Genomic DNA, 23,800 nt, shown 5'->3' on the forward strand with positions numbered 1-23,800 from the left:
GGTCTGGAAAGTTCCAGCCTCTATTTTTTATTGCGCAAAGAATTTTTCAGCAATTTCTTGCCCTTGCTTGATTTTCGCCCATTGCTGAGGAGTAGCTAATTCGTTCCCTGAGTCACAGGAAGCAAAACCACATTGATGTGAGAGGAAGAGACGTTCTTTAGGAATAATCTTGCTAGCTTCTTCCAGCAGTTGGTAGACACGTTCTTCATCGTCTAGGTCTGTTGTTTTAGAAGAAAGCAATCCTAAAACAACTTCAACATCTCTGTCTTTTAGGGCTTCCAATGCTTTCAAGTCACCTGCACGCTCATCATCCCACTCTAAGAAGAAGCGATCGTAACGCTGGTTTGCCAAGAATTTCTTAGCAATAGCTTCATAAGTTCCCCCGACTGCGTGGCGGCTCTCATAGTTTCCACGGCAATTGTGGGTCCAAACAGTTAGACCGATTTCATGAGCATAGTCAGCCACTTCATTATTGATATTGATGAATTCATCTGCCAGGTCACCCAGACTAATATTGCCTTGTGAGAAGAAGGAGTTGGTATTTGTTTCATCAAAGAGTTCCCATAGGCAGTCATCAAATTGGATAATCTTGCCTCCAGCCTCCTTATATTCATCTAAGAATTCTTTATAAGCATTGATGAGTGCAGTTTTGAGCTCCTCTTTGGTCTTGTAAAACTGATTGTCGCCGGCTAGGCCATTGAAAACAGTTAATTCTGTATAAGCGTGGGCTGGTCCATAGATAGTCTGCTTGGTATCTGCATCGCCAGCTTCAGCCTTGACCAACTTGTATATGTCAAGGAAGTGATGGTTTTTACCGGAAAGTGGCCCTGTGATGCGGATACCGATGTCTTTTCTCGTCTCATAGGTTCCACCATCGTGGTCTTTAAAAGTATAGCCATGAGGGGCGATATAGCGCTCGATTCCCTCAAGACCCCAGAGGAAGTCAAGATGCCACATAGAACGACCAAATTCACCATCTGTCAGGATGTCAATACCATTGTTTTTTTGTTCTGCAACGATTCGTTTGATATCAGCTGTTTCTGTTTCTTTGTAACCTGGTAAGGCATCATAGAAAGGATAGTGAATATCATCACGGTGTTCAATTTCATCCTTGTATTTCCGCAAGTCTGCTGGACGGAGAAGAGAGCCAACTAATTGAAATTTTGATTTGGTCATCTATCTTACCTCTTTTCATTTGATGTTCTCATTGTAACCCAATTATCTTCCTTTGGAAAATAGTTATTTCTAAGGAGAGGATATAGGCGTAAACTATAGGATGGAAGATTTTGTAAAATGAAAACACTTTCTTTCCTTTCTTGTTTTTGATAAAATAGTGAAAACAATCCCAAGGAGAACAACATGCGCGATAACCATTTACACACACATTTTTCCTATGATTCGGATGCAGCATTTCAAGATTATCTGGAATCTTTTGATGGAGAAATTGTAACAACAGAGCATTATGATGTATCCAATCCTTACAGTAAACAGGACGATGTGCCTGACTATGAAGCTTATGTTGCAGAAATTGCAGACTTAAATGCAACATACGGCAACCGCATCAAAAAAGGTATAGAGATTGGCTATTACCAACCACGGGAGGCAGATATAATAGCCTATCTAGCAGATAAGGATTTTGATCTCAAGCTCCTATCTGTCCATCACAATGGAGTCAATGATTACCTAGATGAAGAAGTGGCAGATATGGATAAACATACTATCATGCAGGAGTATTTGGATACGTTGGAATACGCCATCGGGCGTGTAGAAGCGGATGTTTTAGCTCATTTTGACTATGGATTCAGGCTTTTTGATGTCTCGGTTGAGGAGCTGAAAACTTATGAGGAGCAACTCCGCCGTATTTTCAAAAAAATGATAGACCATGGCTTAGCATTTGAGCTGAACAGTAAGTCCATGTACCTTTATAACCATGAGCATCTTTATGTCTATGCCCTAGATTTGGTCAAGGAACTGGGCTGTCACAAGTATTCTATCGGCTCTGACGGGCACAAACTGGAACACTTCCGTCTCCAATTCGATCGTATTCAGAAGATGTTGCAGGAGAAAGGGATTGAGGAGAAAGAGATTATGTGATAAGAATGATGAATAAACACTTATCTGGTAATATTATTTTTTAAATCTTTTTGAGGAGGTCAGCATGCTCAATCGTCCGATGAAACAGGAAGAATATTTTCTCTTGGAGGAGTTTCTTTATCAAGCTATCTTTGTGCCTGAAGGGGCTAAGCAGCCAGATAGAGCTATTCTTCAATTGCCTGAGTTACAGCATTATTTCAGTGATTTTGGCACTAAAGCAGGTGATGTAGCATGGGTGGCAGAAGTAGATGGTCAAGTTGTTGGCGTTGCCTGGGTTCGTCATATCCGAGATTACGGTTATGTGGATGACCAAACACCTTCCCTTAGCATTGCATTGCTAGAGGGTTACCGTGGTCAGGGGCTTGGAAGTCGCCTTCTTCAGGCACTTTTTGCAGACTTGAAATCTAGACAGATTCAGCGTCTTTCCTTATCGGTTTCCAAGGAGAACCCAGCATATTTCCTCTACCGCAAACTTGGTTTTCGCATTCTTCGGGAAAATGAGACAGACTTTGTCATGGTGTTGGAATTATGAACTAAGGGAAAATAGCTCAAGATAGTCAGTCAGCAGCTTGGTGCTCTCTCCTATCAGTTCAGTTTTACTGCTAGCAGAAACGTTGGATGAAAATCTAGCGTTTTTTAAATGGAGTGATTGCATACATACAGAATGTATGTTATAATATAAAAAATAACATACACAATGTAGGTTTAAGGAGAAAGAAGTGATGAAGAGTTTGTACCCTGTTATCATGACACAACATTTGGCTAGTTTACAGGCATTTTTTGTAGATTACTTTGGCTTTGAGAAAACCTTTGTGTCGGATTGGTACATCAGTCTGCGCTTGAAGGACCATGAAATTGCCTTTTTGCTCTCAGACCACGAGACTATCCCACAGGGGTTTAGACAGTCCGTTCAGGGTGTCTTGGTCAATATTGAAGTGGAGGATATTTCAGAGATTTATAAAAGAATACAGCAAGATATTCCAGAGTCCATTGTTTTAACATTGAGGGATGAGGATTTTGGACAGCGTCATTTTATTGTAGCGCTACACGGCGTGCTCATCGATGTGATTCAAGAGATTGAGCCATCAGATAGTTTTAAGGAATATTTTCAGGAAGGGTTTTACCATGAATAAAAAAATGGAGGCCAGCCAAGCCACTATAGATCAATTGATGGGTGTTTCTAGATACTTGTTTACCGAAAAAGGTTACGCCAAGACCTCTTTGGAAGAGATTGTGAGCAGACTTGGCATGACTAGAGGGGCTCTTTATCATCATTATAAGAATAAAAAAGAGTTATTTAGGGCAGTCCTCTTGCAAATTCAAGAGGAAATCGGTCAAAGAGTAGCAGCGGAGGCGGACAAAACCGATGACCTCTGGCAACAACTGGTCATTGGCTGTCTTACTTTTGTCAAGGAAGCCTGTCGGCCGGATGTCATGCAGATTCTCCTCATTGACGGTCCTAGTGTGATTGGTTGGCAGGATTGGAGGCAGATGGATGAGCACAATTCGCAATACCATTTGTATGAGCACCTGCGCTTTCTTCAAGAGCAAGGCATCGTGGTAGACTTGGACTGTCATGCTATGACGGCGCTCATATCTGGCGGCTTGAATGAGTTGGCCCTTACTTTGGTTGACCGAGATAACTTTCAAGGATTGGAAGAGTTGATAGAGAGACAATTACAAGGATTTAAAAAGTATGGCTAAAAAACTAAAAGACTATTATGATGAGTTATTTTTAGACGATTTGATAGAGAAAATCACCTTAGCCTATCCACCTTTTGATAGTGCTGGCTTTAAGCAGACAGTTATGGCTAGGTTAGAAACTTTGGACTTTGGGCCTCGTCAGATGCTGATTGCGGAATCTCTCAAAACGTATATCCCTTTACCTTATAAAGAAACGTTGGCTATTTTTTATAAGATTTTAGGACCAGAATTAAAAACTAGCCTTGGGATGTTTACGCAAGGCTATTGGCTCTGGCCTGTTGGTAAATATGTAGAACTCTACGGAATGGATGATTTTGATGCGAGCACAGCCTTTCTTAAAGAGCTCACGAAACGGCATACAGGGGAATTTGGTATGCGCCAGCTCTTTCTCCGCTATCCTGAGCAGACCATCCAGCTTGCTAAGTATTGGTGTCAAGATGAGGATAATAAGGTTCGTCGCCTATCTTGTGAGTGCCTGCGAATCGCATTGCCTTGGGCCAAAAAAACCACACTAGTTCTGGACTATTTTGCGGATTATGTCTGGATTTTGACTAGCCTCAAGGATGATGAAGACAAGTCTATTCAAAAAAGTGTGGCCAATAATCTTAATGATCTATCAAAAGTGGATTTGGAAAAGTTTAAATATATTGTTCAATCGTGGCAAAGAGATGGAGAAGTCAGTTTAGCCTGTCAATGGATTATCAAACATGGCTCTAGAACTTTACGTAAAAAAGCAAAGACAGTATAAATTCTATTCCCCTATGGTATAATGGCAGTAAAAGAGGAGGAGATAGGTCTGTGCAAAAAAAGATGGAAGAGGTTGCTGTTTATATCCAAGAGCATGTTCATCATGAACTGACTCTAAACGATTTGGCGCAACATTTTCACTATAGTCCATCCCACCTATCTCGGACTTTCAAGAAAGAAATGGGCTATTCAATCAAGGAATATATAGAAGCTCTGAAAATTAAAGGCAGCATTGATAATCTGGTGATGAAATCTCAGAATATCACATCCACTGCGCTTGACTCGGGCTACTCTAGTCTGACAACCTTCTCGACAACATTTAAACGACACACGGGCCTAGCTCCCAGAAATTTTATCAAGGATTCGACACTATCCTATCGAATTTTGCAGACTTTTCTGTCCAAAAAAGATGTCCTCATTCACCGTGAAAAAAACATCGAGACTCAGAATACATTGTCATTTAAACTCATTTATCCCGAAGGCTATCAACCTCATATCAGTTGTGTTGGTCTTTTCCAGTCTCGTATTCCAAAAGGAAATCCCATTATTGGAGCAGCGATGAGTCAGGATTTGACGCATACCTTTGACAATATACCAAATGGAACCTACTTTCTATTGGCCTGTGAGCTATTGGAAGATTTATCTTTTAAACAGAACTATGTATTAGATAAAAACTTTCGTGCAACTTTGGAGGCAAGTCTAACATTTACAGGGGATACACAAGTTCACTGTGAGCTAGAGATGCGCCGCCCCATTGATAGCGACCCACCTATCACTATGAATCTACCACTCTTGATTAAAGATGCTTTGCTGGACAAAGTGTCCGTGCCGTTTGGAAATCAAAGCTCAAACTAACCCTTTGTGGTTAGTTTTTTAGTACAAAAAGACCGCAATTGAGAAGAAGTTTTTATCTGTCTTCTATGCTAAACTTATTATATAAAGTATAGGAATTATGTGTTTGTTTACATTGGATACAATAATAGATAAAAATGAAGAATATTTTGATAGAAATACTCTATATATTATGATTTGGATAAACTGATACATAGTTCTCTAAGATATCACAATCATAAAGGAGATAGTAGCATGCAACTAATGGCTCATTTAGGTTTCAATGGTCAAGCTGAAGAAGCGATGAATTTCTATATCAAGGCTTTGGGAGGTAAATTTGAAGGAGAGATGTTTAGAAATCCTGAAAATCCAGATAGAATCCTGCACTGCATGGCGAAGTTTGACAATTTTTCAATTTTAGCAACCGATTCAAAAGATATAGATCAGAGTCCCGGAAATATTGATTTGCATTTATTTTTCAATGATATTGTAGAAGCAAAAAGTAAATATGACATATTTGCTCAAATAGGTCAAGTTGATTATCCGTTTGAGGCTCAGCCTTGGGGTGATTATTTCGGTCGTGTTATCGATCCGTGGGGCATACCTTGGTGTTTTACTGTTGAAGGCTAAAGTATCCTCATTAGGACGTACACTACAAACTAGCTAAAGAGGAGGATGGCCAAGAAGATGCAGGTCAATACACCAAGATGTCTAAAGCCGTAATGCAGATAAAAAACGTGATGTGGCTACTTTGAAAGCTACATAAGGAGAATACATTTAAGGAGTCATCAATATGAAATCACAATTTACAAATCTCATTTCCGTTTTTCCTGTAAAAGATCTGGGAACTAGCCTTGCGTGGTACAGTAAGTGGTTGGGTCAACCAGATGTCATCCCTATGGAAGGTGTGGCCGAGTATCAGTTAACGGAAAATGCCTGGCTACAATTAACCCAAGAAGAAGGAACGGCAACAAGCATTATTTTAGGAGTAGACGATATTCATAAGGTGAGAGAACAGCTACTTAATCAGGGTTTAGAGACAAGTGATATCATGGATTGGGAGGTCGTCTTTACCTGTGAAATAGAGGATCCAGATGGTCATCGGATTTCTTTTGCTCAAGAAGTCGCTATCTAGGATACCTCTTAGCCAATCATTTTATTTGATTATACAAAATACCTACCGAATTTTTCGATTTTATGCTATACTAGGTCTATGAGAGAGAATAGCAACAAGAAAAAAACATTCTTTTTATTGATGGGGATTATGATGATGGGAGCCGTTATGCGGGTCCCTTTTACAGCTATTCCAGCAGTTTTGACAGATATTGCCATGGGTTTGGGAGTACCAGTCAGTGACTTAGGTATCCTGACTTCTTTGCCTCTTATCATGTTTGCTCTTTGTTCGACCTTGGCTCCTAAGTGGGCGGCTCGCTTGGGCTTGGAAAAATTGTTGGGTGTGGCCCTCTTAGTGATGACAGTTGGATCCTTGCTCCGAATTGCTGGTGTCTCTGGATTGTATCTAGGGACGCTATTGATTGGTGTAGCTATTGCCACTATCAATGTGCTTTTGCCTAGCTTGGTATCAGTCCATTTTCCTTTGAAGGTAGGAACCTATACGACTATCTACATCACGATGATGGGGTTAGCTGGAACGGTTGGTTCCATGGTAGCAGTACCGATTGTTGCTGCTACATCTTGGCAGACGTTTGTCATTCTTTTGACCCTTTTAGTGGCAATTGCTGCTGTGATTTGGTTACCAAATTGGCGCTACAATCACCGTTTCGCACAACCATCCACACATACTAAGCAAAGTTCTCTTTGGAAAAACAAAGCTGCCCTGAACTTTCTAGTTTTTGGTGGTCTTCAGTCGTTACTGTTTTATACAGAGATGACTTGGTTACCGACTATTGCACAAACAGCTGGCTTGTCTAAAGCAGAAGGGGGCCTGCTGGCTGGTATTTTTAACCTGATTAGTATCCCTGTTTCCATGGTTATCCCTGCCATTGTATCTCGCTTGAACAATAGCCAACGGGCTTGGTTTATGTCAGGTATTTCTCTTTTGACGGTTATTGGACTAATCTTGATGCTTCTGGCACCAGCAAACTTTGTTTTTTGGATTATTATCAGTTTGATTTTAGGTCTATCAGTTGGTGCTCTTTTCCCATATATGATGCTGAGTTTTACCCTTAAAACGAGTGATGGGCAGGCAACGGCTCGTCTGTCAGGGATGGTTCAGTCGGGAGGATATCTACTTGCCTCCATCGGACCTGTTTTGTTGGGCTACAGTTTTCCAGTTTTCGGTACGTGGAAACCCTTGATTTTTGCACTTCTGGCTGTCACGCTAGTCATGATTGTCAGTATTATCGCTATTGAAAAACATGATACAATTATATAGAAGTCAAGCTATCTTGGCTTTTTTTGCTCCAGACTTGTCATGTTCACCTGAAAGCAGTAGAATAAAAGTCAGAAAGGAACCTTATGATGAAATTATTGAAGCTTGAAAATAGCATCATTACTAGTCCGCTCTTAGTCAATATCGGTCTGTCCTATGCCATGATGTGGCTGGATATTTATCTTGAGTCCTATACCCTCTATATGCTGTTAGCACTTTTGGCCATGACGGTCTATCCTATCTTTACTGGTTTGTTACTTAAGACAAAAATAGATATGGGACTTTATCTCCTAGTACATGTAGTGACGTCCCTCTTAGTTATTTACACGGTTTACAATGATTCTGCCCTCATTTATTTCTATATTTCTCTAGCTCTTTTTACGCTTACAGCAGGCATCTCCATGATTGTGAGAAAAACTGCCAAAAGACAATTTAGGTAGCAAAAAAACCAGCTTTTAGCTGGTTTTCTTTCTTAATGTGCAATGCGGCGACGCGCAGCTTTCTTGCGGTTTTCTTCGATGAATGCTTCTTTCTTTTCTTCTGGTTCAATAATGACCTTTTGAATAGCGAAGATAGCGCCTGCGCTTGCTGCAACAGTTGACAGTACACCTGCCAAAAAACCTTTTCCGAATCCTTTAGCCATAGTAATCTTCCTTTCTTTGTAAAGAGTGGGCATAATGCCGGATAAACAGTCCAATGGTCCAAAAATCAAAACAAGTCTGAAAGTCGGATTCATTTTTCTTATGTTATAATAATACTAACGAAAAAATCAGAAAATTTCAAGGAAAAAAGATGAAAACAAAAATAATTGTCCTAGTTGGGCCTACGGCGGTGGGGAAATCAGCCTTAGGAATTGAATTGGCTCAACAGTTTAAGGGCGAAATCATCTCAGGAGATAGCCAGCAGGTGTATCAGGAGCTCTCTATCGGCACAGCCAAGGTCAATGAGATAGAACAAGCTCAGGCTCCGCACCACCTGATTGATGTGCGGTCTGTCAGTCAAGGCTATTCTGCATTTGACTTTGTTCAGGAAGCTAGTCAACAGATTCAAGAGATTGTGGCTCGGGGACATCTTCCTATTATCGTTGGAGGGACTGGTCTTTATATACAAAGTTTGCTAGAAGGCTATCATCTGGGCGGTCAAGTAGACCAAGATGCCCTTTTAGCCTACCGTGCACATCTGGAAACATGGTCGGATGAGCAACTCTTTTCAGCTGTAGCAGAAGCTGATTTAACTATTTCTCAGATGAACCGCCGGCGCTCTATCCGAGCTTTGGAATTGGCAAAATTTGGCCAACAGTTAACCAATCAGGAACAACCCTATGAGGTTTTGTTGCTGGGTTTGACTGATGAGAGAGAGTTGCTTTATGAGCGTATCAATCAGCGAGTAGATGTGATGATGGAGGCTGGTCTTCTGGCTGAGGTCGATTGGCTTTATCACAATTATCCGGATTCTCAGGCTAGTAAAGGCATCGGTTACAAGGAGTTTTTTCCTTATCTTGCTGGAGAGCTATCGTTGCAGGAAGCAGTGGATAAGGTTAAGCAAAATAGCCGTCGTTTTGCCAAACGCCAGCTGACATGGTTTCGAAACCGCATGAATGTCGAGTTTTATAGGATTTCTGATCCTAAATTTAAAGAGAAGATAGTTGCAAGAGTGGAAGGATTTTTACATGATTGAAACAAAAAAAGAAGCAGAAAAGGTCCTCCTGGTAGGTGTCGAGTTGCAAGGGATGGAAAATTTCACCATGTCTATGGAAGAATTAGCTAGTCTGGCTAAGACTGCTGGAGCTGTTGTCAAGGGCACTTACACCCAAAAGAGAGACAAGTACGATAGTAAGACCTTTGTTGGTTCGGGGAAACTGGACGAAATTGCACTGATGGTGGAGGCCGATGAGATTGATACCTTGATTGTCAATAACCGCCTGACACCTCGTCAAAATGCGAATCTGGAAGCAGTACTAGGTATCAAGGTCATTGACCGAATGCAGCTGATTTTAGATATTTTTGCTATGCGAGCTCGCAGTCACGAAGGGAAGCTTCAGGTTCACCTAGCTCAGCTCAAATACATACTCCCGCGCCTAGTTGGGCAAGGAATCATGCTGAGTCGTCAGGCAGGAGGAATTGGGTCGCGTGGGCCGGGTGAAAGCCAACTGGAACTCAATCGCCGTAGTATTCGCAATCAGATTCATGATATTGAGCGCCAGTTAAAAGCGGTGGAGAAAAATCGAGCAACTATTCGGGAACGTCGTATGCAGTCGGGCATCTTCAAAATTGGCCTCATCGGCTATACGAATGCTGGTAAATCGACCATCATGAATGCCATGACTGATAAGGAGCAGTACGAAGCTGATGAATTGTTTGCTACGCTTGATGCTACTACTAAGCAGATTCATCTTGCCGATAAATTTCAGGTGACATTGACGGATACGGTTGGTTTTATTCAGGACTTGCCAACCGAGTTGATTTCAGCCTTTAAATCTACCTTAGAAGAATCCATGCATGTCGATCTTCTCCTCCATGTCATAGATGCTTCTGATCCCAATCATGCTGAACAAGAGGAAGTCGTGCTGGAAATTCTTAAAGATCTGGATATGCTGGACATTCCACGCCTAGCTCTTTATAATAAGTTGGATAAAGTGGAAGATGACTTTCATCCAACTCAGTTTCCTCATGTCATGATTTCAGCTAAGCACAAGGATGCGCGTGCCCACATCCAGATGATGGTCCTAGCAAAGATCAAAACCATGTTCACCCCTTTTGAGATAAAAGTCCCTATTTCCAAGGCTTATCGTCTCCATGATTTGGCTAGTATTTGTCTGGTAGAAAAGAGAGAGTATGTCGACAATATGGAAGTCCTATCAGGCTATATTGCTGAAAATATGAAATGGAAGTTGGATGAATTTTTATGAGAAAAATGCTGGAATTGGCTCTGCAATACGGTGGCTTTACAACTCTTGATAAAGCTTATTTGGAGCAGGTCTTGTCACACTTGACACCTGAGCAACAGTTAGCCTTTATCACGCCACCTCCTTCTGTCCTCAATGCCTACTTTGCTGAAATCTATCAGAAACAAAGCCCGCAAGCTGCGACTGACTATTATTTCCAATTATCCAAAGCTCTACAACTCTTTCAAGTAGATCCAAGCTTTGTGGAGGTGAAGCCTTTTATCCGCCTGAATCTATCTGGTCAGTCTTATGGTTTTGTCTATGTCAATGACTCTGGCTTAGCTCAAGTCTTCGCGGAAAAACCAGAAGAAGTCCAACCTGGCTTGCTCTTTGAACTCGCTCAAGTTTTTCCACATTATCTGATTTTTCAAGAAAATGAAAAAATCTGGATGTGTTCACTAGATTTAGCTAATCAAGCTTGGCAAGAGGTGAAGCAAGAAAGATTTTTACTGACCCAGATAGCTGAAAGTCCCGACTGGGTAAAGATTTCAGGTCTCAATCAGGAAGAAGTCCTAGAAGCAGCAGCCTCTTACACAAATCAAGTCTACTATGCTTGGTCAGAAAGACAGGCCCTTATCTATATTAGAAAGTAAGAGATTATGTTTATTCAATTTTTAGGGACGGGAGCTGGGCAACCATCTAAGTCCCGCAATGTATCTAGTTTGGCTCTCAAGCTACTAGATGAACTCAATGAAATTTGGCTCTTTGACTGCGGTGAAGGCACACAAAACCGCATCTTAGAGACAGCCATTCGTCCTCGCAAGATTTCTAAAATCTTCATCACCCACCTGCACGGAGATCATATCTTTGGATTACCGGGATTCCTATCGAGCCGCTCTTTTCAGTCCAATGATGAGCAGACAGATATTGACATCTATGGTCCAATAGGCATCCGCTCCTTTGTTTTGACTAGTCTTAAAGTGTCAGGTTCGCGCCTGCCTTACCATATTCATTTCCACGAGTTTAATGAAACATCTTTAGGTAAAATTTTTGAAAATGAAAAGTTTTCTGTTTATGCGGAAAAATTGGACCATACTACCTTCTGTGTTGGCTTTCGTGTTATCCAAAAAGATTTGGAAGGAACTCTTGATGCCGAAAAATTGAGAGTAGCAGGCGTTCCCTTTGGGCCTCTCTTTGGTAAAGTGAAAAGTGGAGAAAATGTGGTTTTAGAAGACGGAAGAGAAATCATTGCCAGTGACTATCTATCTCCTCCACGACCAGGTAAAGTCGTAACCATCCTAGGAGATACTCGACGTTGCCATGCCAGTGTCCGTCTAGGAGTAAATGCGGATATCCTAGTACATGAGTCCACTTATGGTAAAGGAGATGAGACTATGGCACGTAAACATGGACACTCAACCAATATGGAAGCCGCTCAAGTAGCTAAGGATGCAGGTGCCAAGCGCCTCCTGCTCAACCACATCAGTCCTCGTTTCTTATCCAAGGATGTCAGCCAGCTCCGTCGGGATGCGGCTCAGATTTTTGAAGCTGTTCATGTAGTCAAGGACTTAGAAGAGGTAGAAGTATGAGAACAATCTTGCTAACAGGAGCTTCTGGTGGCATTGCACAGGCCATGATTCCTTTGCTAAAGGATGATTTTCTCATTTTACTGGGACGCAGTGGCCAAAAAATCGAAGAGCTTTATGCTACTCATCCCAACAAAGTTATCTACGAAGTCGATATCACCAATGAAGTTGAATTGTCTACTTTGGTGAAAAAAATCTATCAGGAACAAGGGAAGATTGATATCCTAGTCAACAATGCTGGCTACGCTACCTATGATGATTTTGAACATTTTTCAGAGGAACAGGTAAGAGCTATGTTTGATGTCAATCTCTTTGCCCTCATGGCTCTCTGTCGCTTAGTCGGCAAGGAGATGAAGAAAGTCAAGTCTGGTCATATCATCAACATCGTCAGCATGTCTGGAAAAATTGCATCCAGCAAATCCTCTGTCTATACTGCCACTAAGTTTGCAGCCTTGGGCTTCTCCAACACCATCCGCCTAGAGTTGGCTCCACATAATGTTGGTGTCACCACTGTCAATCCTGGTCCTGTGGCGACTGGCTTTTTTGACCTAGCTGATCCTGATGGCAGTTACCAAAAGAGTGTTCAAGCCTTTATGATTTCGCCCGAAAAAGTAGCTACTAAGATTGTGGCCGCCATGGGAACCAAAAAACGCGAAATCAACCTCCCTTGGGTCCTTGAAGCTGCAAATAAGTTTTACACGCTCTTTCCCAATTTTGCTGATTTTTTAGCTAGAAAAGTTTTTAATTTTAAGTAGAGAAGTCTAGTGTTTCTAGACTCTCTTTGTTTTGTTTCATTCTTTTATTTTTGACAAACTAAAAAAAGTAGAATACAATTGTAAGTGGTTTCATGAATTACTGATAATCAGATCTCTGTTTGAAAGGAGGGAAAAACGGGAACTATACTGTGAAGAGGTAGGATGATCAAGTAATTGATATACAAGTAGTACCTTTTATATATATTTTAGAAAGGGTGTAAACCATAAGAATATTATCGAAAATTGGTAGGAGGATAGCAAATGATTCAATTTAAAAAGGCAAAACCTTTGATGAGTTTAATAGTAGGAGCAGGTATTGTAGGAGTATTTCTAAATCATTCCTCTCCTCTGTTTGCCCAGAGTCAAGGTGATCAAAGTAGAGCAATCACCATTATCCATGAAGATGATAGTCAACATGTTGTAATGGTGAATCCTGATGAAAATGTTACTATTGCCATTCTGAAAGAAACTTTGGTAGGCAAAACGGATGAGGAAATAGATGCTTATTTCGGCCACTTTGAATCCGACGACCAACGGATTTTAGCAGATGAGTACGGTGGGCTTATGTCCCTTAAAATGGGCTATGAGGGAGATGGCGATTTAGGTTATGTGGTGAATCCTGATGGAACAAAGACACATTACAACCTTTATAGTCCAGAGGCGACCACCGTTGGTGAGGCAAAAGAAGCTCTTAAGAGTAATAATAACTAAGCAGATATATTGGTATTGTGATATTCGACAGTCTGATGATAGGCTGTCGGATTTTTTCGTCCTTATAACGTCCTTATAATAAGTACAAGAGGGGTAAAGAATAAGTGGAAAATCTAATAGCACTTCGTTTTTTGGTAGGAAGGAGCTGGATTTTTTGGTATAATCAAATCTGTAAACGTTTGAAAAAAGGAGAATGTCCATGTCACATTTGAAGCAACAAGTGGGTATTAAAGCCGCAGAATTTGTCAAGGATGGGATGATTGTAGGCCTGGGAACGGGCTCAACAGCCTACTATTTTGTCGAAGAAATCGGTCGTCGTATCAAGGAGGAGGGTTTAAATATCACAGGTGTCACTACGTCCAGTGCTACCACTGCCCAAGCACAAACATTGGGAATTCCGCTCAAGTCGATTGATGAGGTGGAGATTGTAGATTTGACCGTAGATGGTGCGGATGAAGTGGATGGTCATTTCAACGGTATCAAGGGTGGTGGTGGCGCTCTTCTTATGGAAAAAGTAGTGGCTTCCAACAGTAAGGACTGCATATGGATTGTTGACGAATCTAAGTTGGTTGAGCAACTTGGTGCCTTTAAGCTTCCAGTCGAGGTTGTCCAGTACGGTGCGCACAATCTTTTCCGTCAATTTGAAGAGAAGGGCTACAAGCCGAGCTTCCGGATGAAAGATGGTGAACTTTTTGTCACAGACCAAGTCAACTATATCATTGATTTGGATTTGAAAGTCATCACGGATGCGGAAAAACTAGCCGAGGAGTTGGATCGCACAGTGGGTGTAGTTGAGCATGGTCTCTTTATAGGGATGATTTCCAAGATTATCGTCGGTCGCCCAGAAGGTCCTCAAATTATTGAAAAATAATCCTGTAACACTGTCCATCGGCAGTGTTTTTTTACAGTCATCTTTTTCTAAAAGTGCTATAATGAAACTTGTTTGAAGAAAGGAATCATTATGCTACAAGAATATTTACACGAAATTAAGGTTTTTGAAAATCATCAGATAGATCTTTTTGAAAAAGGGCATGTCATTATCTCTTCCAAGGTAGTCGACTCTTCTCTTAACTATTACGGCTATGCTCACGGAGGTTATCTATTTACCATGTGTGACCAGGTGGCAGGATTGACAGCCATTTCTACAGGTTTTGATGTGGTGACTATGCAATCCAGTATCAACTACATGAGAGCAGGTCGTCTGGATGATAGCTTATTGATTGAGGGTGTATGTGTCCATGATGGACGGACTACCAAGATTATTGAGGTTACTATCAGTAACCAGCACAAAGAAGCAGTTGCTAAGGCGATTTTTAGCATGTATGTAACAGGAGAGCACAAAAAGATTAACCATACAGATTAAAGAATTCCATCTACTTTACCAATCAAAAGATCCTTTTTTGATGGAGTTGTTATAAATGGTAAACTGTCATAGTGGTCAAGTCTGCTGGTTCTAATAGTAACAATCAATACTCCCCAAGGGCACTTGGGGAGCCTTTTGTATAAAAAAGAAGCCTTCTCAGGCTTCAAGTTTATTTATGGTAGAGTTTTTTATGTTGGTAAACAGGATCAACCGTTACATTGATGCCTAATTTACGAAAGACATTCTTATCTTCTTCTGGGAGTATGACAGTTGAGTGTACTTCGCTTCCCTTGAGTTTGCCTAGTTGCTTCATAGCAAGATCTGCTTCTTGGTTGTTCATGGCAGTAATAGCTAGGGCGATGAGCAATTCGTTAGAATGAAGTCGAGGATTCTTGTTACCCAGGTGATTGATTTTTAGGCTTTGAATCGGCTTGACGTACTCAGGCTCAATCAAGAGAGTTTCTTTATCAATACCAGCTAGTGCCTTGATGGCATTGACGATTACTGCAGCAGATGGACCAAAGAGCTCGGAGGTCTTTCCGGTTACGATTTGCCCAGTTGGTAATTCTAAGGCGAGGGCAGGATTGCCAGTCGTTTCAGCTTTTTGACGCGCAACGAGCGTGACTTTGCGGTCTTGTGGTGAGATGCCTAGATCATTCATCAGCAATTCAATCTTCTTAATTGCAGTAGCGGAAACACGTTCTGCCCTAAACTCTACTAAAGTTTGGTAATAGCGGCGGATGATTTCTTGTTTGGATGCTTCAATGGCGGCATCGTTGTCTACGATGGCAAAGCCAACCATATTGACTCCCATGTCGGTTGGAGATTCGTATGGGGATTGACCTAGGATACGTTCCAACATCCGTTTGAGGACTGGGAAAATCTCAATATCACGGTTGTAGTTGACGGTCGTTTTACCGTAGGCTTCTAAGTGGAAGGGGTCAATCATATTGACATCATCAAGGTCAGCTGTGGCAGCTTCATAGGCTAGGTTTACAGGATGGTGAAGGGGAAGGTTCCAAACAGGAAATGTTTCAAACTTGGCATAGCCAGATGTTACTCCATTGACTTGGTCATGATAGAGGTTGGACATGCATGTTGCCAATTTACCAGAACCAGGTCCAGGGGCTGTAACTACGACCAGCTTTCGGCTGGTTTGAATATAGTCATTTTTTCCCATACCTTCTGGAGAGATAATACGATCGATAGCAGTAGGATAGCCTTCGATTGGATAGTGTAGGTAGGAAGTGATGCCTTTTCTAGTCAATTCATGACGAAAAGTATCGGCTGCAGGTTGGCCTGCATATTGAGTAATGACCACAGATCCTACAAAGAGCTCCAAGTCATTAAATTTATCCATGAGACGGAAGACCTCTTGGTCATAGGAAATGCCCAGATCGCCCCGTGCCTTGGAATGTTCGATATTATTGGCATTGATAGCAATGACGATTTCCACTTGGTCTCGTAATTCATGCAGAAGCTTTATTTTATTGTCCGGTTCATATCCAGGCAGAACTCGGAAAGCATGGAAATCTTCTAGCATCTTGCCCCCAAACTCCATATAGAGCTTGCCATCAAACTGATTGATTCGCTCTAAAATATGGTCGCGTTGTAGGTTCAAGTATTTTTCAGAATCAAAAGCAATGTTTTTCATTTTTTTCACCTCTGTCTATAGATTATAACAGAAAAAGGTCAGAAGTTAAAGTCTTATTAAAATGTCAGAAAATTCATTTTTTTGAATGGTTTAGTCCATTGTCCTCCTCTCCGGCTACAAGTAAAAAACCTAGAAGAAAGTCTTTCTAGGTTTCAAGGTGCTCCCCATTCTGTCAGGACTTCTTCGTGATAGATGTGAAGAATGCGGATTTTTTTCAAAAGAAAGTTGCCAGTTATACCAACCAAAAAGCCAGATAGAATACCACTAAAGGCTAGAATGGGCAGGTAGTTGAGTACAGTCCATGATTTGGCGATAAGGGCGAAAACGAGGAGTTGACCGATATTGTGGCAGATACCTCCTAGAGTGGAAATGCCGATAATACTGACTTTCCTTGGTCCCAATTGCTTAGCACCTAGCATGACTAGATAGCTCAAAACGGTACCTGAAAAGCTGTATAGGAAGGTTGAAAAGGTACCACTAAGAAAGGTGGAGACAAAGAGCCTAAGTCCAATCACCTTGATACTATCTTTAGGTGGTAGGGTAAAAATGGCAATAATACTGATGAGATTTCCCAATCCTAGTTTGGCTCCGGGTGCAAAAGTAAAAGGAGCTGGAATCCAGCGTTCCATAACGGAAATTACAATAGCCTGAGCTGCTAACATGGTAATATAGGCCATCTTTTGATAGCGTTTGTTCATAAAGAATCCTAACAATTATTTAATATAAGTATACAGTCTATTATACTACCTATTGTTTCATTTTTGAAGATTTTTGCAAATTTTTATCATCACTTGCAAAAAACATTGCTATTTAATTCACAGTATTATATACTAATAGGTAGTGAGAATCGAAAGGAGATTACAATGACAAAAGAGATTGTTATTGTTGGTGCGGGGTTTGCAGGCGTATCTGCAGCTAGAACCCTGGCAAAAAAATTAAAAAAAGATAAAGAAGTCAACATCACCTTGATTGACAAGAATTCTTTCCATACTTATATGACTGAGTTACACGAGGTAGCTGGTGGTCGTGTGGAAGCAAATGCTATTAAGTACGATTTGCAACGTATCTTTAAAAAATATCCAAAAGTTCAATTGGTAACAGATAAGGTCCTTCGGATTGACTACGATAAGAAGGAAGTGATTGCTGAGCATCAAACGCTCAAATTTGACTATCTTCTCTTAGCTATGGGTGGCGAAGCTAATGACTTTGGAACACCTGGCGTGAAGGAACATGCGTTCACTCTCTGGTCTATCGAAGCAGCAGAACGCTTGCATGACCACATTCTCGATGCTTGCCAACGTGCCGCAATTGAGCATGATCCAGCTAAGCGCCGTGCCCTTCTGACCTTTACAGTTATCGGTGCTGGCTTTACCGGTATTGAGATGATTGGAGAACTTATTGATTGGGTGCCTATCCTAGCCAAAGAGTACAAATTGGATAAGGATGAGTTTTCTCTTAAGGTGGTTGAGGCAATGCCAACCATCTTGAACATGGTCACAGAAAAAGAGCAAACCAAGGCTCTTCGCTACCTAAAGAAAAAAGGTGTAGAACTTATCTTGGGTGATGGTGTATCCAGTGTCGAAGAAGGTACCTTAAACCTAGCATCCGGAAAAGCGATTCCTACCTATACGGCAGTCTGGACTGCGGGTGTGAAGGCCAATACAGACACAGCTGATTTTGAGATTGAGCAGGCACGTGCTGGTCGTTTGGTAGCCAATGAGTTTATGGAAGCCAAAGGCAAAGAAAATGTCTATGTAGCTGGTGACTTGGTCTACTATGAAGAAAATGGTCAACCAACTCCTCAAATCGTTCAGGCAGCAGAACAAACAGGTCATACAGCGGCTCACAATATCATTGCAGCTATTACTGGAGGAAAAAAAGAAGCTTTCAAAGGAAAATATGATGGTTTCATGGTTTCAATTGGCTCTAAGTACGGTGTGGCTTTCTTAAACAACAAGTTCCACCTATCTGGCTTTTTAGCTATGGCTGTCAAGCACTTGATTAACTTGGTCTACTTCCTATCCATTAGTAGTTTCTACAATATCGGAGCCTATCTCCGTCATGAATTTTTTGATATCAAGCACAAGCGCAATATCTTTGGTGGCATGACTTCTAGTAAGGGGAACAATCTCTGGATGGTCCCACTTCGCGTTTATTTCGGTTCTATGTGGCTTTTTGAAGGCTTGAAAAAAGCCTTTGGCTGGTTTGGAACGACTTCATGGCTAGGCAACGATATCGTCTTCCCATTTGAATGGTTGAAGGATCCTGTATCTGGTGCTTCTGAAGCAGCGACTGAAGAAGTGGCACACCAAATCTTCGCTTTGAACTATACTTATGGTGAAGAACCGATGCAGGTTTTGAAAGAGATGCCAGATTGGTTTGAAGCTATTATGAAAATCATGATGCCAAACCAAGATGTTGCCCTTTTCATGCAAAAAATGATGACCTTCCTGGAAATTGCGATTGGTCTAGCCCTCATTGCAGGACTCTTCGTTTGGTTGATTTCTGCACTGACCATTATGTTGGTGGCAATGTTTAGCTTATCAGGCATGTTCTACTGGGTTAACATGTGGTTTGTACCAGTAGCCATTGCTCTCATGAATGGTGCAGGTCGCGCCTTTGGCTTGGATTACTGGGTTATGCCATGGATTGGCAACAAGCTGGATAGATGGATATACGGAAAACCAAAGCATATCTACAGCAAGAAATAATAAGAAATAATGAGCTTGTATTAAGATACGTGGTTTGTGTTCTAGTATCTTGTTAAAAATGAGTAAAAACGAAAGCTAGGTTTCTCCCTTTATGGTAAAATAGGGGAAAGCCTAGCTTTTCTAATTAAAAGTAGATAGAATAAAGAATAAGGAGATCAGTTTGGTACATCCCATTTGGAATGATTTTCCAGCTGTCCAGCAAGGACTGGTAGAAGTCAAAAAAATCATAAAAGAGGAACTCCGCCTAGCTCATCCTCAGGTGAAATATAAAATCATAGAATATTTGGATGCTCCTGGTAAATATATCAGGGCAGGTCTTTCCTTATTGTTAGCACAAGCTGTGGAGGGAGAGATAAGCAAATCGAAACTCTATTTTGCAGCTGGTATCGAGGTTTTACATTTGGCAACTCTGATCCATGATGATGTCATTGATGGCGCAGAGAGTAGACGAGGAATTATTGCTATGCAACAAACCTTCTCTAATCGTATTGCTATCTATGCTGGTGATTATCTTTTGGCCTATTCTGGGCGTTTGATTGCTACTGGACAAGAACTCATGGGAGAGCCTGAGTTGGAGAAGACTAGTCCGGTTAATCAACGGATTCTTGAACGGATTTTAGCTGGGGAATTGGCCCAGCTTATCAACCAAAACAAATCGGACATGACAATGAAGGATTATCTTAAGCAAATCAAAGGTAAAACTGCCTTTCTCTTTGCTTTGGCCTGTCAACTTGGTGCCTATACTTTGCCTACCAATCATCAAAACATGCAAGCAGCTTTTCGGGCTGGCCAAGCTATTGGAATGGCCTTTCAATTATCAGATGATCTTTTAGATTTTCAGCTAACACAAGAAGATATCGGTAAGCCAGCTCTGCAAGATGTACAAAATGGTATCTATACAGCCCCGCTTTTGCTAGCGATGCGACAAGATACTAGTCTTGCCAAATTGGTTCATTCTAAAGCGAATCAGGTTTGGACGCAAGAAGAGTTGAATCTTTTGCAAGAAAAGTTGGAGAATAGTCAGGCTTATGCTTTCACTCAGAACTTAATAGCTAGTTATATCGAGAAAAGTGAAGATTTTCTTGCTCGAATAAGACTAAAGAAAGATTTGCACATCGCTCCATTCTTGGATAAGATGATGGCCAGAAATTATTAAAATCTGAGATGACCATATGAAATATGATGGACATTTAAACGAAAATATAGTATAATAATATCAAGAGCGAAACCGCTTAACAAAGAAAAGGAGACATTTCATGAAAATGAAAAAAGTTTTAACAGGTCTTGTCCTGTTCGGTGCAAGTCTTGCACTTGTAGCGTGTGGTAATTCTTCATCAGATACAAAAAGTTCTTCAGAAGCTCCAGCTACAACAATGGAAGCAATGGAAACAATGGCTGCTTGGAAAGATGGTACTTACACTGGAGAATCAGATTTTGATGAGCGTGGTTGGAAAGTAGTTCATTCTATCACTATCAAAGATGGCATGATTACTGAGTCTGCATTTGGTTATGCTGATAAAGATGGCAAAATGAAAGCTGACAACGAAGAGTACAACAAAAGCATGAAGGAAAAATCAGGTGTTTCTTCAAAAGAGGCAACTGAAAAACTAAATGCTCAATTGGTTGAAACACAAAATGTTGACGATGTTGAAGTCGTTAGTGGTGCGACACACTCTTCAGACAACTTCATTGCAGCTACAAAAGCTCTTCTTGCAGCAGCAGAAGAAGGAAAAACTGACCCAGTAACATTCAAACTTGGTGAATAATTCTTTTGCTAAGAGACAAAGATAGCCAGAAAGGAGCAGATGATTGCTCGTTCTGCCTTATCTTATAAAAATGGGATAAATGTCCGATGATTTGGGGCTTTGTCTCATTTTTTTTATCATATAAAAAGGAAATTTAAGATGAAAAAAGGAATTGCTACCTTACTGCTGGTTTGTTCCATCATTTTTCTCATTGCATGTGGCAGTAAAAAAGAAACCCCAAACCAATGGCCTGTAGTCAAAACTCCTGAGACACGTACGGAATCGCTCCTACACACAGTTGTTCAATTAAGTATTTACCATGAAAATCAGAAAGAAACCATGGATGGTGCGATTGAACTCATCAAGGAAATGGAAAATCTCTTATCCACTTCGGTAGAGAATTCAGATATTTACCGTATCAATCAGTCGGCTGGTAAAGAGCCTGTAAAGGTAGATAATCGAACCTTCGAATTAATAGAAGAAGCAGTGAAGATATCCAATATCAGTCAAGGCCGCTTTGACCTCACGATTGGTGTTATCAATAAACTGTGGAATATTGGATCTGAGCAAGCTCGTAAACCAGAGGCAGCAGAGATTGCAACAGCTCTTCCCTATATTGGCTATGAGAGGGTCAAGTTGAATTCTAAGGAGAAGACGGTCTATATCGAAGAGGGCATGAGTTTGGAATTGGGGGCTATTTCTAAAGGCTATATTGCTGATCAGGTGAAAAGATACCTAGAAAAACAGGGTGTTTCAACTGCTATCATCAATCTAGGAGGCAATGTAGTGGTTATGGGAACCTCTCCCAATCAAGAAAAAGGCTGGAAGGTGGGGGTTCAAGATCCTGATAAAGTTCGAGGAGAAACGGTTGGTCATGTCTATCAGACAAATTGCTCTATCGTTACTTCTGGTATCTATGAACGCTATATAGAAGTCGATGGACAAGTCTACCATCACATCCTTAATCCTGCAACTGGCTACCCAGTTGAAAATGATATTTCTGGTGTGACAGTCTTTACTGATACATCCACTCAAGGTGATGCCCTATCTACAACTCTATTTATATACGGTATCAGAGAAGGCTTGGACTATATCAATGATTTGGAAGGAGTGGAGGCGGTCTTTATTGATAAAGACCATGGCGTTCACCTAAGTGATGGTCTCAAGGATAAATTTGAACTAACCAACAAGGAGTACCATCTTGCAGAATAAAAATTTAACTTTACCAGTCTTTTTCGAATTTGTTGAGTTGAAAACCAAGGTTGCTAGTGTTTTTCCTATGCTAATTGGTCTGTTATGGTCCCTTTACCATTATCACCAACTCAACTGGATTAACACCCTATTGTTTATATTTGCGATTATTAGTTTTGATATGTGCACAACTGCAATTAACAATACCATGGACTACCACAAAGCAGTAGATTTGGCTTACCGTGAGGAAGAAAATGTTCTGGGTAAGCATGGCTTGGATTTCAAGGAAATGGTGGCAATTATCCTGACCCTTTTGTTGATTTCGACCTTCTTTTCCTTGATTCTGGTCTGGCGGACAGACTTAGCTTTACTGCCATTAGGCATGGTATGCTTCCTTATTGGGATTTTCTATACTTTTGGCCCAATGCCCCTGTCTCGTCTACCTTTGGGAGAATTTTTTTCTGGAATCACCATGGGGTTTGGTATCTTTTTTCTAGCTGTCTACATTCAGTCGCCATCTGATTTTTTGTCAACAGCTTGGACACTAGGAAATTGGCAAGTGACGATTAACTGGCATGTGGGAGAGACTCTGAAGATTTTCTTCATGTCCATTCCCCTGATTTGTTTGATTGCTAATATCATGCTAGCCAACAATCTATGTGATTATGAGCAGGATTTGCGCAATCATCGCTTTACTTTGGTCTACTATATTGGCATAAAAGGTGGGATTTTGCTTTACACGGTGCTCAGTATTGTTCCTTGGTTGATGTGGCTTGTCTATATCATGATGGGCTTCTTACCAAGCTGGGCGCTATTAGGACTCTTTATGTTTCTCCCTTTTACCAAGAACCTCATGCGTTTTCGCAAGGTTCAATTGAAATCACAGACATTCGTCAATTCTATCAAGAACTTTGTACTGTTTTCAGGATTATATGTATTGGTTTTACTAGTAGCTTTATGGATAAAATAAAAGCAGATAGAACTATCTGCTTTTTATAATGGGAGTATCAATTCATCATCGTGCTCATTGCCATCTGGATTGGATGGTTTTCCTTTTTCTACAATTTCAATGATAAGCTGGTGTGGAAGACAGATAAGAACTTGTCCAGGTTTGCTTATCCAACCTGTATTGACAGCGATTTGGTCGGGGCTGTTGTCCTCTCTGACACGGATGGCATCGCCTTTTACTTCAACAATATTGTATTGACCCTCGTTAGGATGGTAGGTGATTTCTTTTGCCTGTCCCTCTCCTAAGGGCAGTTCGTCAACTTGCAATCCATTGATTTTCACGATAGCAACTAACTGACTTTCATCCTCACTTGTTTGTTGGTAAACAAGACTTGTTACCAGTGGTGGAGTAAAGGAAAGAAGAAGAGCTAGGCCTATTAGGATGAAATCAAAGGGACGAAATTGTTTTAAAATTTCTTTCATT

28 protein-coding genes are annotated in these 23,800 nt (G+C 40.9%); 23 read left to right on the plus strand and 5 right to left on the minus strand.

The genetic code is table 11. From position 1 onward, the window contains the following. Window positions 1-27: 27 nt before the first annotated feature. Window positions 28-1,176: a cobalamin-independent methionine synthase II family protein gene (locus F602_RS0106510; protein ID WP_018167158.1), complete on the minus strand. Its 1,149-nt coding sequence runs from the start codon at window positions 1,174-1,176 to the stop codon at window positions 28-30. 183 nt (window positions 1,177-1,359) lie between these two features. Here F602_RS0106510 and F602_RS0106515 point away from each other — a divergent pair, with 183 nt between their 5' ends. From F602_RS0106515 to F602_RS0106560, 10 genes are all read left to right on the plus strand, one after another. Beyond that, window positions 1,360-2,094: a PHP domain-containing protein gene (locus tag F602_RS0106515; RefSeq protein WP_018167159.1), complete on the plus strand. Its 735-nt coding sequence runs from the start codon at window positions 1,360-1,362 to the stop codon at window positions 2,092-2,094. Window positions 2,095-2,158: 64 nt separating this feature from the next. Beyond that, complete coding sequence (locus F602_RS0106520; protein WP_018167160.1) at window positions 2,159-2,626, plus strand: GNAT family N-acetyltransferase; 468 nt, start codon at window positions 2,159-2,161, stop codon at window positions 2,624-2,626. 190 nt (window positions 2,627-2,816) lie between these two features. Next, window positions 2,817-3,227, plus strand: coding sequence for a VOC family protein (locus F602_RS0106525; protein WP_018167161.1), 411 nt, complete (start codon window positions 2,817-2,819; stop codon window positions 3,225-3,227). Continuing rightward, window positions 3,220-3,798, plus strand: coding sequence for a TetR/AcrR family transcriptional regulator (locus F602_RS0106530; RefSeq protein WP_018167162.1), 579 nt, complete (start codon window positions 3,220-3,222; stop codon window positions 3,796-3,798). Before F602_RS0106525 ends, F602_RS0106530 begins: the two co-directional genes overlap by 8 nt. Beyond that, a complete protein-coding gene (locus tag F602_RS0106535; protein ID WP_018167163.1) occupies window positions 3,791-4,546 on the plus strand; it encodes a DNA alkylation repair protein in 756 nt (251 codons plus the stop codon). Before F602_RS0106530 ends, F602_RS0106535 begins: the two co-directional genes overlap by 8 nt. 62 nt (window positions 4,547-4,608) lie before the next feature. After that, the gene (locus F602_RS10415) at window positions 4,609-5,400 is read left to right on the plus strand and encodes a helix-turn-helix transcriptional regulator (RefSeq protein WP_051070667.1); all 792 of its coding nucleotides are present in this window, start codon (window positions 4,609-4,611) and stop codon (window positions 5,398-5,400) included. 231 nt (window positions 5,401-5,631) lie between these two features. Further along, on the plus strand, window positions 5,632-6,006 hold the full coding sequence (locus F602_RS0106545; RefSeq protein WP_018167165.1) for a VOC family protein: 375 nt from the start codon (window positions 5,632-5,634) through the stop codon (window positions 6,004-6,006). A 163-nt stretch (window positions 6,007-6,169) separates the two neighbouring features. Further along, window positions 6,170-6,511 carry a VOC family protein gene (locus F602_RS0106550; RefSeq protein ID WP_018167166.1) on the plus strand — a complete coding sequence of 114 codons (342 nt, stop codon included), beginning with the start codon at window positions 6,170-6,172 and terminating at the stop codon, window positions 6,509-6,511. Window positions 6,512-6,589: 78 nt separating this feature from the next. Next, on the plus strand, window positions 6,590-7,771 hold the full coding sequence (locus F602_RS0106555) for an MFS transporter (RefSeq protein WP_040840052.1): 1,182 nt from the start codon (window positions 6,590-6,592) through the stop codon (window positions 7,769-7,771). 83 nt (window positions 7,772-7,854) lie between these two features. Next, complete coding sequence (locus F602_RS0106560; protein ID WP_245537563.1) at window positions 7,855-8,208, plus strand: hypothetical protein; 354 nt, start codon at window positions 7,855-7,857, stop codon at window positions 8,206-8,208. Between the two features lie 32 nt (window positions 8,209-8,240). Here the strand turns inward: F602_RS0106560 and F602_RS10770 are convergent, their stop codons facing one another. Continuing rightward, on the minus strand, window positions 8,241-8,411 hold the full coding sequence (locus tag F602_RS10770) for a DUF3042 family protein (RefSeq protein WP_018167169.1): 171 nt from the start codon (window positions 8,409-8,411) through the stop codon (window positions 8,241-8,243). A gap of 149 nt (window positions 8,412-8,560) precedes the next feature. On the opposite strand from F602_RS10770, the gene miaA reads away from it, so the two are divergent. From miaA to F602_RS0106605, 8 genes are all read left to right on the plus strand, one after another. Next, window positions 8,561-9,445: a tRNA (adenosine(37)-N6)-dimethylallyltransferase MiaA gene (miaA, locus tag F602_RS0106570; protein ID WP_018167170.1), complete on the plus strand. Its 885-nt coding sequence runs from the start codon at window positions 8,561-8,563 to the stop codon at window positions 9,443-9,445. After that, window positions 9,438-10,676 (plus strand): GTPase HflX, encoded by a 1,239-nt coding sequence (gene hflX / locus F602_RS0106575; protein WP_026183342.1) that lies wholly within the window; start codon window positions 9,438-9,440, stop codon window positions 10,674-10,676. The genes miaA and hflX overlap by 8 nt, the downstream gene beginning before the upstream one ends. Then, window positions 10,673-11,305 carry a cystathionine beta-lyase gene (locus F602_RS0106580; protein WP_026183343.1) on the plus strand — a complete coding sequence of 211 codons (633 nt, stop codon included), beginning with the start codon at window positions 10,673-10,675 and terminating at the stop codon, window positions 11,303-11,305. The genes hflX and F602_RS0106580 overlap by 4 nt, the downstream gene beginning before the upstream one ends. Window positions 11,306-11,311: 6 nt before the next feature. Next, window positions 11,312-12,241 carry a ribonuclease Z gene (rnz, locus tag F602_RS0106585; protein ID WP_018167173.1) on the plus strand — a complete coding sequence of 310 codons (930 nt, stop codon included), beginning with the start codon at window positions 11,312-11,314 and terminating at the stop codon, window positions 12,239-12,241. Continuing rightward, a complete protein-coding gene (locus F602_RS0106590) occupies window positions 12,238-12,993 on the plus strand; it encodes an SDR family NAD(P)-dependent oxidoreductase (RefSeq protein ID WP_018167174.1) in 756 nt (251 codons plus the stop codon). Before rnz ends, F602_RS0106590 begins: the two co-directional genes overlap by 4 nt. Window positions 12,994-13,254: 261 nt before the next feature. Further along, entirely contained in the window at window positions 13,255-13,704 is a 450-nt protein-coding gene (locus F602_RS0106595; RefSeq protein ID WP_018167175.1) for a hypothetical protein, read from the plus strand. A 199-nt stretch (window positions 13,705-13,903) separates the two neighbouring features. After that, window positions 13,904-14,575, plus strand: coding sequence for a ribose-5-phosphate isomerase RpiA (gene rpiA / locus F602_RS0106600; RefSeq protein ID WP_018167176.1), 672 nt, complete (start codon window positions 13,904-13,906; stop codon window positions 14,573-14,575). A 90-nt stretch (window positions 14,576-14,665) separates the two neighbouring features. Further along, entirely contained in the window at window positions 14,666-15,067 is a 402-nt protein-coding gene (locus tag F602_RS0106605; protein ID WP_018167177.1) for a PaaI family thioesterase, read from the plus strand. A 169-nt stretch (window positions 15,068-15,236) separates the two neighbouring features. Here the strand turns inward: F602_RS0106605 and F602_RS0106610 are convergent, their stop codons facing one another. Next, entirely contained in the window at window positions 15,237-16,721 is a 1,485-nt protein-coding gene (locus F602_RS0106610) for a DUF1846 domain-containing protein (RefSeq protein WP_018167178.1), read from the minus strand. A 152-nt stretch (window positions 16,722-16,873) separates the two neighbouring features. Then, complete coding sequence (locus tag F602_RS0106615) at window positions 16,874-17,419, minus strand: Gx transporter family protein (RefSeq protein WP_018167179.1); 546 nt, start codon at window positions 17,417-17,419, stop codon at window positions 16,874-16,876. A gap of 165 nt (window positions 17,420-17,584) precedes the next feature. On the opposite strand from F602_RS0106615, the gene F602_RS0106620 reads away from it, so the two are divergent. The 5 genes from F602_RS0106620 to menA all read left to right on the plus strand — a co-directional run bounded on the left by F602_RS0106620 (window position 17,585) and on the right by menA (window position 23,338). Continuing rightward, on the plus strand, window positions 17,585-19,432 hold the full coding sequence (locus F602_RS0106620) for an NAD(P)/FAD-dependent oxidoreductase (protein WP_018167180.1): 1,848 nt from the start codon (window positions 17,585-17,587) through the stop codon (window positions 19,430-19,432). A gap of 160 nt (window positions 19,433-19,592) precedes the next feature. Continuing rightward, window positions 19,593-20,588 carry a polyprenyl synthetase family protein gene (locus F602_RS0106625; RefSeq protein WP_018167181.1) on the plus strand — a complete coding sequence of 332 codons (996 nt, stop codon included), beginning with the start codon at window positions 19,593-19,595 and terminating at the stop codon, window positions 20,586-20,588. Window positions 20,589-20,688: 100 nt separating this feature from the next. Further along, window positions 20,689-21,198, plus strand: a complete 510-nt coding sequence (locus F602_RS0106630; RefSeq protein ID WP_018167182.1) for an FMN-binding protein — start codon at window positions 20,689-20,691, stop codon at window positions 21,196-21,198. A 138-nt stretch (window positions 21,199-21,336) separates the two neighbouring features. Then, on the plus strand, window positions 21,337-22,389 hold the full coding sequence (locus F602_RS0106635) for an FAD:protein FMN transferase (protein ID WP_018167183.1): 1,053 nt from the start codon (window positions 21,337-21,339) through the stop codon (window positions 22,387-22,389). Next, window positions 22,379-23,338, plus strand: coding sequence for a 1,4-dihydroxy-2-naphthoate polyprenyltransferase (gene menA / locus F602_RS0106640; protein WP_018167184.1), 960 nt, complete (start codon window positions 22,379-22,381; stop codon window positions 23,336-23,338). The genes F602_RS0106635 and menA overlap by 11 nt, the downstream gene beginning before the upstream one ends. 23 nt (window positions 23,339-23,361) lie before the next feature. Here the strand turns inward: menA and F602_RS0106645 are convergent, their stop codons facing one another. Next, on the minus strand, window positions 23,362-23,799 hold the full coding sequence (locus F602_RS0106645; protein ID WP_083915256.1) for a NusG domain II-containing protein: 438 nt from the start codon (window positions 23,797-23,799) through the stop codon (window positions 23,362-23,364). Window position 23,800 lies beyond the last annotated feature (1 nt).

The sequence above is a fragment of the Streptococcus minor DSM 17118 genome (assembly GCF_000377005.1).
GTDB lineage: Bacteria > Bacillota > Bacilli > Lactobacillales > Streptococcaceae > Streptococcus > Streptococcus minor.

What these genes read in the sequence shown, in the direction of transcription:
- F602_RS10415 (WP_051070667.1), top strand. Translation starts at nt 4,609, where the DNA reads ATGGAAGAGGTTGCTGTTTATATCCAAGAGCATGTTCATCATGAACTG.
- miaA (WP_018167170.1), top strand. Translation starts at nt 8,561, where the DNA reads ATGAAAACAAAAATAATTGTCCTAGTTGGGCCTACGGCGGTGGGGAAA.
- F602_RS0106595 (WP_018167175.1), top strand. Translation starts at nt 13,255, where the DNA reads ATGATTCAATTTAAAAAGGCAAAACCTTTGATGAGTTTAATAGTAGGA.
- F602_RS0106605 (WP_018167177.1), top strand. Translation starts at nt 14,666, where the DNA reads ATGCTACAAGAATATTTACACGAAATTAAGGTTTTTGAAAATCATCAG.
- F602_RS0106510 (WP_018167158.1), bottom strand. Translation starts at nt 1,176, where the DNA reads ATGACCAAATCAAAATTTCAATTAGTTGGCTCTCTTCTCCGTCCAGCA.
- F602_RS0106545 (WP_018167165.1), top strand. Translation starts at nt 5,632, where the DNA reads ATGCAACTAATGGCTCATTTAGGTTTCAATGGTCAAGCTGAAGAAGCG.
- F602_RS0106615 (WP_018167179.1), bottom strand. Translation starts at nt 17,419, where the DNA reads ATGAACAAACGCTATCAAAAGATGGCCTATATTACCATGTTAGCAGCT.
- F602_RS0106630 (WP_018167182.1), top strand. Translation starts at nt 20,689, where the DNA reads ATGAAAATGAAAAAAGTTTTAACAGGTCTTGTCCTGTTCGGTGCAAGT.
- F602_RS0106620 (WP_018167180.1), top strand. Translation starts at nt 17,585, where the DNA reads ATGACAAAAGAGATTGTTATTGTTGGTGCGGGGTTTGCAGGCGTATCT.
- F602_RS0106590 (WP_018167174.1), top strand. Translation starts at nt 12,238, where the DNA reads ATGAGAACAATCTTGCTAACAGGAGCTTCTGGTGGCATTGCACAGGCC.
- F602_RS0106645 (WP_083915256.1), bottom strand. Translation starts at nt 23,799, where the DNA reads ATGAAAGAAATTTTAAAACAATTTCGTCCCTTTGATTTCATCCTAATA.
- rpiA (WP_018167176.1), top strand. Translation starts at nt 13,904, where the DNA reads ATGTCACATTTGAAGCAACAAGTGGGTATTAAAGCCGCAGAATTTGTC.
- F602_RS10770 (WP_018167169.1), bottom strand. Translation starts at nt 8,411, where the DNA reads ATGGCTAAAGGATTCGGAAAAGGTTTTTTGGCAGGTGTACTGTCAACT.
- F602_RS0106580 (WP_026183343.1), top strand. Translation starts at nt 10,673, where the DNA reads ATGAGAAAAATGCTGGAATTGGCTCTGCAATACGGTGGCTTTACAACT.
- F602_RS0106550 (WP_018167166.1), top strand. Translation starts at nt 6,170, where the DNA reads ATGAAATCACAATTTACAAATCTCATTTCCGTTTTTCCTGTAAAAGAT.
- F602_RS0106525 (WP_018167161.1), top strand. Translation starts at nt 2,817, where the DNA reads ATGAAGAGTTTGTACCCTGTTATCATGACACAACATTTGGCTAGTTTA.
- F602_RS0106555 (WP_040840052.1), top strand. Translation starts at nt 6,590, where the DNA reads ATGAGAGAGAATAGCAACAAGAAAAAAACATTCTTTTTATTGATGGGG.
- F602_RS0106515 (WP_018167159.1), top strand. Translation starts at nt 1,360, where the DNA reads ATGCGCGATAACCATTTACACACACATTTTTCCTATGATTCGGATGCA.
- rnz (WP_018167173.1), top strand. Translation starts at nt 11,312, where the DNA reads ATGTTTATTCAATTTTTAGGGACGGGAGCTGGGCAACCATCTAAGTCC.
- F602_RS0106635 (WP_018167183.1), top strand. Translation starts at nt 21,337, where the DNA reads ATGAAAAAAGGAATTGCTACCTTACTGCTGGTTTGTTCCATCATTTTT.
- hflX (WP_026183342.1), top strand. Translation starts at nt 9,438, where the DNA reads ATGATTGAAACAAAAAAAGAAGCAGAAAAGGTCCTCCTGGTAGGTGTC.
- F602_RS0106530 (WP_018167162.1), top strand. Translation starts at nt 3,220, where the DNA reads ATGAATAAAAAAATGGAGGCCAGCCAAGCCACTATAGATCAATTGATG.
- F602_RS0106610 (WP_018167178.1), bottom strand. Translation starts at nt 16,721, where the DNA reads ATGAAAAACATTGCTTTTGATTCTGAAAAATACTTGAACCTACAACGC.
- F602_RS0106535 (WP_018167163.1), top strand. Translation starts at nt 3,791, where the DNA reads ATGGCTAAAAAACTAAAAGACTATTATGATGAGTTATTTTTAGACGAT.
- F602_RS0106560 (WP_245537563.1), top strand. Translation starts at nt 7,855, where the DNA reads ATGATGAAATTATTGAAGCTTGAAAATAGCATCATTACTAGTCCGCTC.
- F602_RS0106520 (WP_018167160.1), top strand. Translation starts at nt 2,159, where the DNA reads ATGCTCAATCGTCCGATGAAACAGGAAGAATATTTTCTCTTGGAGGAG.